General features: G+C 56.9%; 13 protein-coding genes. 9 read left to right on the top strand and 4 right to left on the bottom strand.

What is annotated here, in order from left to right:
- Window positions 1-816 (top strand): ABC transporter ATP-binding protein (locus tag QZ725_RS03580; RefSeq protein WP_293776303.1); only part of this gene is annotated, 816 nt, incomplete at its 5' end.
- Between the two features lie 55 nt (window positions 817-871).
- Here QZ725_RS03580 and QZ725_RS03575 read toward each other — a convergent pair.
- Both QZ725_RS03575 and QZ725_RS03570 read right to left on the bottom strand, forming a co-directional pair.
- Window positions 872-1,672, bottom strand: a complete 801-nt coding sequence (locus tag QZ725_RS03575; protein WP_293776302.1) for a molybdopterin-binding protein — start codon at window positions 1,670-1,672, stop codon at window positions 872-874.
- Between the two features lie 13 nt (window positions 1,673-1,685).
- Window positions 1,686-2,564, bottom strand: a complete 879-nt coding sequence (locus tag QZ725_RS03570; RefSeq protein WP_293776301.1) for an EI24 domain-containing protein — start codon at window positions 2,562-2,564, stop codon at window positions 1,686-1,688.
- Between the two features lie 188 nt (window positions 2,565-2,752).
- On the opposite strand from QZ725_RS03570, the gene QZ725_RS03565 reads away from it, so the two are divergent.
- Together QZ725_RS03565 and QZ725_RS03560 are read left to right on the top strand one after the other, a co-directional pair.
- Window positions 2,753-3,109 (top strand): FKBP-type peptidyl-prolyl cis-trans isomerase, encoded by a 357-nt coding sequence (locus QZ725_RS03565; RefSeq protein ID WP_293776300.1) that lies wholly within the window; start codon window positions 2,753-2,755, stop codon window positions 3,107-3,109.
- Window positions 3,110-3,177: 68 nt separating this feature from the next.
- On the top strand, window positions 3,178-3,432 hold the full coding sequence (locus tag QZ725_RS03560; protein ID WP_293776299.1) for an acyl-CoA-binding protein: 255 nt from the start codon (window positions 3,178-3,180) through the stop codon (window positions 3,430-3,432).
- Between the two features lie 78 nt (window positions 3,433-3,510).
- Here the strand turns inward: QZ725_RS03560 and QZ725_RS03555 are convergent, their stop codons facing one another.
- The gene (locus tag QZ725_RS03555) at window positions 3,511-3,795 is read right to left on the bottom strand and encodes a polyhydroxyalkanoic acid system family protein (protein WP_293776298.1); all 285 of its coding nucleotides are present in this window, start codon (window positions 3,793-3,795) and stop codon (window positions 3,511-3,513) included.
- Window positions 3,796-3,818: 23 nt separating this feature from the next.
- Window positions 3,819-4,799 carry a D-glycerate dehydrogenase gene (locus QZ725_RS03550; RefSeq protein ID WP_293776297.1) on the bottom strand — a complete coding sequence of 327 codons (981 nt, stop codon included), beginning with the start codon at window positions 4,797-4,799 and terminating at the stop codon, window positions 3,819-3,821.
- Between the two features lie 350 nt (window positions 4,800-5,149).
- Here QZ725_RS03550 and fdxA point away from each other — a divergent pair, with 350 nt between their 5' ends.
- From fdxA to QZ725_RS03520, 6 genes are all read left to right on the top strand, one after another.
- Window positions 5,150-5,473 carry a ferredoxin FdxA gene (gene fdxA, locus QZ725_RS03545; RefSeq protein WP_293776296.1) on the top strand — a complete coding sequence of 108 codons (324 nt, stop codon included), beginning with the start codon at window positions 5,150-5,152 and terminating at the stop codon, window positions 5,471-5,473.
- 187 nt (window positions 5,474-5,660) lie between these two features.
- A complete protein-coding gene (rsxB, locus tag QZ725_RS03540) occupies window positions 5,661-6,350 on the top strand; it encodes an electron transport complex subunit RsxB (RefSeq protein ID WP_293776295.1) in 690 nt (229 codons plus the stop codon).
- Window positions 6,347-6,997: an endonuclease III gene (nth, locus tag QZ725_RS03535; protein WP_293776294.1), complete on the top strand. Its 651-nt coding sequence runs from the start codon at window positions 6,347-6,349 to the stop codon at window positions 6,995-6,997. The genes rsxB and nth overlap by 4 nt, the downstream gene beginning before the upstream one ends.
- Before the next feature lie 169 nt (window positions 6,998-7,166).
- On the top strand, window positions 7,167-7,691 hold the full coding sequence (locus QZ725_RS03530; protein ID WP_293776293.1) for a sigma-70 family RNA polymerase sigma factor: 525 nt from the start codon (window positions 7,167-7,169) through the stop codon (window positions 7,689-7,691).
- The gene (locus QZ725_RS03525; protein ID WP_293776292.1) at window positions 7,684-8,700 is read left to right on the top strand and encodes a FecR domain-containing protein; all 1,017 of its coding nucleotides are present in this window, start codon (window positions 7,684-7,686) and stop codon (window positions 8,698-8,700) included. The genes QZ725_RS03530 and QZ725_RS03525 overlap by 8 nt, the downstream gene beginning before the upstream one ends.
- Window positions 8,701-8,793: 93 nt before the next feature.
- Window positions 8,794-8,995, top strand: a 202-nt coding sequence (locus QZ725_RS03520) for a hypothetical protein (protein WP_293776290.1), incomplete at its 3' end; no start/stop codon positions are given.

Raw genomic sequence — 8,995 nt, 5'->3', positions numbered from 1 at the left:
CGGCAAGTCGGCGTGGTGTTTCAGGATTACGCACTGTTTCCGCATCTGAGTGTCAGCGACAACATCGGCTTCGGCCTGCGCAAATCATCTTCTGCCGATCGTCGCAAACGCGTCGATACCCTGCTCGCACTGGTCGGCCTGTCAGCACATGGCAGCAAGTTTCCGCACGAACTATCAGGTGGGCAGCAGCAACGCGTGGCACTGGCGCGCGCGCTGGCGCCGCAACCGGATCTGCTATTGCTGGACGAACCATTCTCAAATCTCGATGTGGATCTGCGCGAGCGACTGGCAACCGAGATTCGCGACATCCTGAAGGAAGTCGGCACCACAGCCGTGCTCGTCACGCATGACCAGCACGAAGCGTTTGCAATCGCAGACAACATCGGTGTCATGCAGGACGGTGTGATCGTGCAATGGGATTCGGCATACAAGCTCTACCACCAGCCGCAGACACGCTTCGTGGCGGACTTCATCGGCCAGGGCATCTTTACGCCGGGCATCATCGATCGCGACAGCAACCAGGTTCATATCGAACTCGGTAATCTGCCACTGGCAGAGCGCACTTTCCAGCCCGGCGATACGCGTGTGGAAGTCCTGCTGCGCGCAGACGACATCATCCACGACGATGCCAGTCCGATTCAGGCAGAAGTCGTGCGCAAGGCGTTTCGCGGTGCCGAATTTCTCTACACGCTCCAGCTTTCCAGCGGCCAGCAACTATTGGCACTCGTGCCCTCGCACCACGATCATGCAGTTGGCGAGCGCATCGGCATTCGTCTCGACGCGGCACATGTGGTGAGTTTTCCGCGCGAAGCCTGAAGCAAAGCTATCCAGGCACTTATTCATTGCGCGCTGATGCAGCGTTGCACGCACCTCAGGTTGGCTGAAATTCTTCGCCGCTTCGCGTGAGTTCCGCAACCAATTGCGCAAATGCCGGCGCGATCAATTCTGCCGGCCCCTTGACGCCCAGCTCGATGTGGCGACGCGTCTGCGCATCCCCCACGCTGGGCAAACTGAATACCTTGACCGGCGCATGGTCGCGCTCGATGGCTTCCATCATCGGCGTCAGTGCCGACTCCATTGCCTCGAACACCAGCACCGATTTCTCGCTTTGCGGCTGACGGTGGAACAGATGCGCGTAGTGCGTATCGAGCACCCATTCGATCATAGGCCACGCCATGACTGGAAAGCCCGGCAAGAAGTAATGCGCGCCGCCATTGCCTGATTCCACCGAGAACCCGGGAATCTTGTTATACGGATTCGGGATGATCTGCGCGCCCTGCGGGAATTCGCCCATCTTCAGACGATGCCGATTCTCGGGACGATCGGGATCGAACACCACCTTGGCTTCGCGTGCCATATCTTGCATTCGCTCACGTATCTTCGCTTCTGCCTCGGGATGCAATACCAGCGGCAGATCCAGCGCGGCCGCTGCACATTGCCGCGTGTGATCGTCCGGCGTTGCGCCAATGCCACCACAACTGAACACGATGTCATCAGACGCAAAAGTACGCCGCAAGCTTGCCGTGATGCGATCGCGGTCATCCCCCAGATATTCCGCCCAGCCGAGCGCGAGCCCGCGCGTGCCAAGCAGTTCAACCACTTTGGCAAAATGCTTGTCGGCGCGTTTGCCGGACAGGATTTCGTCGCCGATGATGAGTAGTCCGAAAGCCATCGTGTGAAAAGTATCAGTCTGTTTTGGTGATTACGGTACCGCCCTGCACTTCAGGCAGGTCGAGCAGTGGCACGACATCTTGCGGGCCGAAATCGCCCTGTTCGACACGGTAGGAAGCCAGCGCCTGCAACACATAATGCTGGAACCACAAGCCCGTAAAGACGAAGACCAGCACATACAGCCAGATCGCGCCGGTGGCAAATACCGGCAAAAAGAACACGAACACCGCGCCGCCCAGCCACAGCAGCATCGGTGCCGCACCAATCAACGTAGCCAGCGTACCAATGCATAGCAAGGGCCAGCGATGCTGCCGCAAAATCGCCTTGCGCTCATCGGCATCGGCGTAATCGGCCAATGCATCGTAGGCCATCACGCGATAGGTCACCCAGCCCCACAGTAGAACCTGGGCAACCACCATGAAGGGAATGATCAGCGAAAGTGGCAGGGAAACCAGCCACAGCACGAGAAAGACCGCAAATGAAGACAGCGACATCCACAGACTGCCGAAAAAGCTGCCGCCCTTGCGCTTTTCCAGCCCTTTGTAATGTCGGCCGCCGACATGGCTCGAGATGAACGGCATCGCAACCACACCGACGAAAACCAGTGCGGTGAAGATCATCAACGGCAGCAAGATCCACATCGACAGCAGCGGCACCACCACCGCCTTGAGCGTGGCAAGACCGAACCACGTCAACACATTGTTGGCCGTAGCAAAACCATCGTTTTCAAGGAAGAAGGCCTGCGTCCAGTCCATCATCGCATTCAGCGAAAATGCCAGCACCAGTCCCCAGATCGCCAGCGAAAGAATGAACGGCATGATCGTCAGCAACAGCATGCGTATATGCAGCTGGCTGACCACGGCGCGCCCGAAGGCTATCAAGATCGCTTGCATTCCATCCTTCCATCGATAAACCCGGCGCATACCAAGACTGGTACGCGTTCTGGTGCATTCTACCGTGCAGCTTGCGCATGCGCAGACCGCCAACATGGCCCATTCGCATCGCCTTCATCCACGGTGGCATGCCGCTCCTGCTACAATCGGCGACACTTTTATCATTCTTCTTCATCAAGGAAACAGACATGGCAACCACAACCACTTCCTCCGGCCTGCAATACGAAGACAAGGTCGTCGGCGACGGCGCAGAAGCCGCCGCAGGTGCCTACGTCACCGTGCATTACACGGGCTGGCTGCAAAATGACGATGGCAGCGCTGGCGCAAAATTCGATTCCAGCAAGGACCGCAACGATCCATTCCGCTTCCCGCTGGGTGCTGGCCATGTCATCAAGGGCTGGGACGAAGGCGTGCAAGGCATGAAAATTGGCGGCACGCGCACACTGATCATCCCGTCGTCGCTGGGCTATGGTGCACGCGGCGCTGGTGGCGTGATTCCACCGCACGCCACGCTGATTTTTGAAGTCGAACTGCTGGGCGTATAAATCCCGACATCCGTGCGCATTGCAAAAGCGATGCACTTCTCTTTCGCCGTTTTGTCCCAGGAGCATTCATGAGTCTGCAGGAACAATTCGAACAGGCTGTTGCCGATTCCAAGACGCTGGCGCAACGTCCTGACAACCTGACCTTGCTGAAAATTTATGCACTGTACAAGCAGTCAACGAATGGCAATGTGGAAGGCGAGCAGCCGGCCATGACAGATTTCGTGGCGCGCGCCAAATGGGATGCGTGGAACCAGTTGGAAGGCTTGTCGACAGAGGATGCGAAACAGCAATACATCGACTTGATTACCAGCCTCAAGGATTAAGCCGGTAAAGCATAAAAAAATCCCCGTAGTGGCAAACGTCGCTACGGGGATTTTTTTTGCGTTTTTTATGCTGTCGTCTTATGCAGCAGCACCAAACACGCGGTCCATATTGCGCACGATCTTTTCTTCCAGTGTCGAAGCAAATGCCTTGAAGAGAAAATCGAGCGTCACATCCACCTGTGCTTCCTGTCCTTGCAACGCCAGCGTGCCGGACACACCGCTACGCTGAAACGACAGGACATCGCCCTGCCATTCAGTCTGCATCTCGAATTCGTTGACCATGCGATCGGCCAGTTGCTGAGCGGCGTCGCGCGCGGCTTCGGGTGCCAGTTGATGTGTGCGACGGATGCTGATATCTGCCATGAAACGGTTCTTCCTTTTTACGGTTACTTCAAGACTTGGGGATTGATGAGATTGGGTGGGCGCTCTCCCGATAACGCCGCGACCAGATTGGCCGAAGCACAATCGGCCATCGCGCGGCGCGTCTTTTCCGAACCGCTACCGATGTGCGGCGTCAGCACGACATTTGGCAAGGTGAGGAAATCCGGATGCAGCGCCGGTTCGTTTTCGAATACATCGAGGCCGGCAGACGCAATGCGCTTTTCGCGCAATGCGGCAATCAGGGCCACATCATCCACAATGCCGCCGCGCGCAATATTGACCAGCGTGGCGGTCGGTTTCATGAGCGCCAGTTCCGCCGCACCGATGACGTGATGCGTTTCCGCCGAATACGGCAGTACCAGCACCAAGTGATCTGCACTGCGCAGCAATTCTTCCTTGCCGACATAACGCGCATTATTGGCACGCGCTTCGAGTTCAGGCGCAAGACGACTGCGGTTGTGATAAATCACCTGCATGTCGAAGCCCATTGAACGGCGTGCGACGGCTTGCCCAATGCGGCCCATGCCGAGAATGCCCAGCGTGGCCCCATGCACATCGGCACCGAGAAACTGATCGAAACGCCAGTTGGTCCACTTGCCAGCCCGCAGGAAATGTTCGGATTCAGAAACACGGCGCGCATTCGCCATCAGCAGGGTCCACGCATAATCGGCCGTAGTTTCGTTGAGCACATCGGGCGTGTTGGTGACCATGATGCCGGCATTGCTGGCGGCAGCCACATCGATATTGTTATAGCCGACCGCCACATTGCAAATTGCCTTCAGATGCGTATTGGCGGCAATCACCTCGGCCGAAAGGCGTTCGCTGCTGGTCATGATGACGGCATCCTTGCCTTGCATGCGACGATGCAATTCTTCCGTCGAGAAAATGGTGTCGTCCTGATTGGATTCGACCTCGAACTGCTGTTGCAGGCGTTCCAGCACATCGGGGAATGTCGCACGTGCGACCAACACATTGGGCTTCGTCAATTTCTCCTCCTTGTCGGAATTGCATTGTTGTCCATACAGCGTTTTTTCGGCATGCGTTGCAGGCAATGATCCTGCGCACCATGAGCGAACGCCATTTTATCGCAGCACTTCTCTTCTCGATGGCGGCCTTCCGATGCCATTCAAATAGCGCAATCGTGACAATGACACGCCAAAGTACGAAATACGCATTAGCTTATGCGGAATCCGTATGAGCCACGGTTTGTGGGAAAGGTCGATTTGCCTTAAAATGCGATGTTCTGCGGCTGTCCAACGCGATATCCGCTCATCTGCAAGCCGCAATCTGCCGGCTTTTGCGCAGCTTTCAAGATAATCAACAGTTAGGATCTGGTATGACCCACGTAGTTGCCGACTCATGCGTCAAGTGCCGTTACACGGACTGTGTCGACGTGTGCCCGGTGGATTGCTTCCGTGAAGGCCCGAATTTCCTCGCGATCGATCCCGATGAATGCATCGATTGCGCCGTGTGCGTGGCCGAATGCCCGGCCAACGCCATCTTCGCCGAAGAAGACCTGCCTGCCGATCAACAGCATTACATCGCCCTGAACGCCGAACTCTCGCGCATCTGGCCGTCCATCACCAAGACCAAGCCAGCCCTGCCCGATGCCGACGAATGGCGCGACAAGACCGACAAGCTCCAGTATCTGGAACGCTGATCGGCACCATGCCATTCTGAAACGCCCCGTATCAATGACGGGGCGTTTTTCATTACGCACCGCAAACAAAAATGCCTCTCATTACGAAAGTCCGCATGAGCGGTATGCCCTTGCTTGGCGGATACGCCGCCTTGCGAGGATAATTTCGCGATAATCGGATTTCCCGCCACGCCGTCACGGAATCGCCTTGCATTCTCACGATCAACGTCCGCTCGCCGACCGCCTTGAAGATCTGCTGCCGCAGACGCAGTGCACCAAGTGCGGCTATCCGGCATGCCGTCCCTACGCAGAAGCCATGGCAGACGGCACGGCCAGTTACAACCAGTGCCCGCCAGGCGGCGCAGAGGGCATCGTCAGACTGGCAAAGGTTCTTGGCAAACCCGTCATTACCCTCAATCTCGACAACGGCATCGAACGTGCGCGTCCGATCGCGATGATCGATGAGCAGTTATGCATCGGCTGCACGCTCTGCATTCAGGCCTGCCCTGTAGATGCCATCTTGGGTGCGGCCAAACAGATGCACACGGTCATCAATGCATTGTGTACGGGATGCGATCTGTGCGTGGCACCGTGCCCGGTCGATTGCATTGCGATGGTCGAAGTGACACCGGGCAAGACCGGTTGGGATGCATGGTCGCAGGCTCAAGCCGATGCAGCCCGTGCACGCCACGATGCACGCACGGCACGCCTGCAGCGCGAAAAGGAAGAGAACGACGCCCGTCTCGCCGCCAAGGCTGCCGCCAAACTGCAGGCACTCGAAAGCGAAGACGTGTCGGAGGACGAAAAAGCCGAGCAAGCACGCAAGAAAGCCATCATCCAGGCTGCCATCGAACGCGCCCGCCTGAAGAAGGAACAGGCCGAGAAAGACAAGCCATGAACGCCGCCAAGCGACGCGAGATTTTCCTGAGGCTGCGCGCCGCCAACGAAAAACCGACCACCGAACTCGACTACACCACGCCATTCGAACTGTTGATCGCCGTGCTGCTATCGGCACAGGCGACCGATGTCGGTGTCAACAAGGCCACGCGCAAGCTTTACCCGGTTGCCAACACGCCCGCCGCCATGTTTGCGCTCGGCGTGGAAGGCTTGATGCCTTACATCCAGACCATTGGCCTGTATCGCACCAAGGCTAAGAACGTCATCGCCACCTGCCGGATTCTGCTGGAACAGCATGGCGGTGAAGTCCCGCGCACGCGCGAAGAACTCGAAGCCCTGCCCGGCGTTGGCCGCAAGACGGCCAATGTCGTCCTCAATACGGCCTTCGGCGAGCCGACGATTGCCGTCGATACGCACATCTTTCGCGTCTCAAACCGCACCGGCATCGCACCGGGCAAGAATGTCGATATCGTCGAGCAGAAACTGCTGAAATTCGTGCCGGATGAATTCAAACTCGACGCCCATCACTGGCTGATCCTGCACGGCCGCTACACCTGCATCGCGCGCAAACCCAAGTGCTGGAACTGCATCATTGCTGACTTATGCGAATACAAGGCGAAGACGCCGTTGCCGGAAAAAGGTGTGTGACCAATCAAGCGGAAAGCCAACCCACGCTGTAACACCAGCATCTTTTACGCGAATCTGTACCGATTTACCCACATAAACCCGATTTAACGCCCCTTGGCTGATGCAAATGGTTGTGGGGCATATACGTCAAAATTAAAATAGGAATAATTCCCATTAAGATTTGTGCCGTATGGCGACCAACACCGCAACCATCAACGTTCAATTGCTTTATATCGATCACCATCGCTGGCTTCTGGGCTGGATCAGAAGGCGCATGCATGATACCGGCCATGCCAGCGATCTCATGCAAGACACCTTCGTCAAGGTATTGGTAGCGGGTTCGGCACAGGAAATTCGTGAGCCTCGCCCCTTTCTGGCGACGATTGCCTACCGCCTGCTTGTCAACCACTGGCGTCGCGAAGAGCTTGAGCAAGCCTATCTGGATGCGCTTTCGCATCTGCCCGAAGCTATTCATCCCTCTCCTGAAGCCATGTCCCTGTTAATGGAATCCCTGCAGCTGATCGATCGGGCGCTGCAACGTCTCTCCACCAAGGCGAGAAATGCATTTCTGATGGCGCATCTGGATGGCATGCGCTATGCCGACATCGCTAGCGAACTAGGCGTGACAACGCATTCCGTCAAAAAATACCTGAGCCAGGCCAACCTACTCTGCTTCTTTGCCATACCCGACTTCGCTGCCATTCAGAATGCGTAGCGAACTTACCAGCTCGTTGCCTACCTTGCCACGTGGCAGCGTCTACGCCGAAGGTGTTGCCATCGACATCAACATCGCAGCACAGGCGGCCGAATGGTTGACGCTGCTGATGAGCGATGACGTCAGTGGCGAAGAAAAATCGGCCTGGGAAACATGGCGCAAGGCACACCCCGATCACGAGCGCGCCTGGCAGCATATTCAGAAAGTCAGTCAGGGCTTTTATGGTCTGAACGGCAGCGCCAGCCGCGAAGCACTGGCAACGCGCCCTATTGCGCGTCGCAAAGGGCTCAAGATTTTTTTATGGCTGTCCGGCATCGGCATCACCACCGGCATGGGCTGGCGCAGTCAGACCGGCCAGATCTGGCTGGCAGACCTATCCACACGCGTGGGAGAGCGTCGTGCATTCACGCTTGCCGACGGCAGCCATCTTCAATTGAACAGTCAGAGCGCCGTGAACATTCGCTACACGAACACACAACGCGTACTGCAACTCGTCAAGGGCGAAGCCTTCGTCACGACCGCACGTGAAACGCAATCCACATACCGCCCGTTCCTGATCGAAACACGCCACGGACAAACGCTCGCGCTCGGTACGCGCTACGCCGTACGGCACGAAGACGATTGGACGCATATCACGGTTGAAGAAGGTCGCGTACGCGTGGCGCCACATTCAACGACGGATTCCGTGATCGTGGCAGCAGGCCAAACCGCATCCATGAGCAGTGATCGCGTTACCTCGCCTCAGGCAGCAGGCAGTAATGCGTGGGGCTGGCTCAATGGACAAATACTGGCAGACGGTATGCCCTTGCGCGAGTTTGTGCATGAATTGAGTCGCTATCACAGCGGTTTGCTGTCCTGCGACGAGCGTGTAGCCGATTTGCGCATCTCTGGGGTTTTCCCGATTGACGACACGGATACCGTCTTGCATTCGCTGATGCAGTCGCTGCCAGTGCAACTGCGTTATCGCACACGTTACTGGGTGCAAGTAGAACCACGCCAACCCGGCTAAGGTTCGCATCATTCTTAAAAAACCCTTACCCGTTTTTGCCAGTCGCGTGACCTATGTATTGAAGCTTCCATTCAATTACATCAAAAGGTCATCATGCATTTATCTCACCTTGCCACAGGCCATTGCGCTACACAGCTCAAACGCACACCCGTAGCGCACGCCGTACAGCTTATGCTGCTTGGCGCATTCTGCTTTCTCGGTCAACCACACATTGCTAGCGCACAGACATCCAGCACGGTTTCGCAACAAACTGTGCATTCCTTCCACATTGCAGCCGGCGATCTGGCAGCGGCAC

The sequence above is a fragment of the uncultured Oxalicibacterium sp. genome, from assembly GCF_913776015.1.
Taxonomy (GTDB): Bacteria; Pseudomonadota; Gammaproteobacteria; order Burkholderiales; family Burkholderiaceae_D; genus Oxalicibacterium.
The sequence above is the reverse complement of the archived record's forward strand: the minus strand, read 5'-3'. Positions and strand labels throughout refer to the sequence as shown.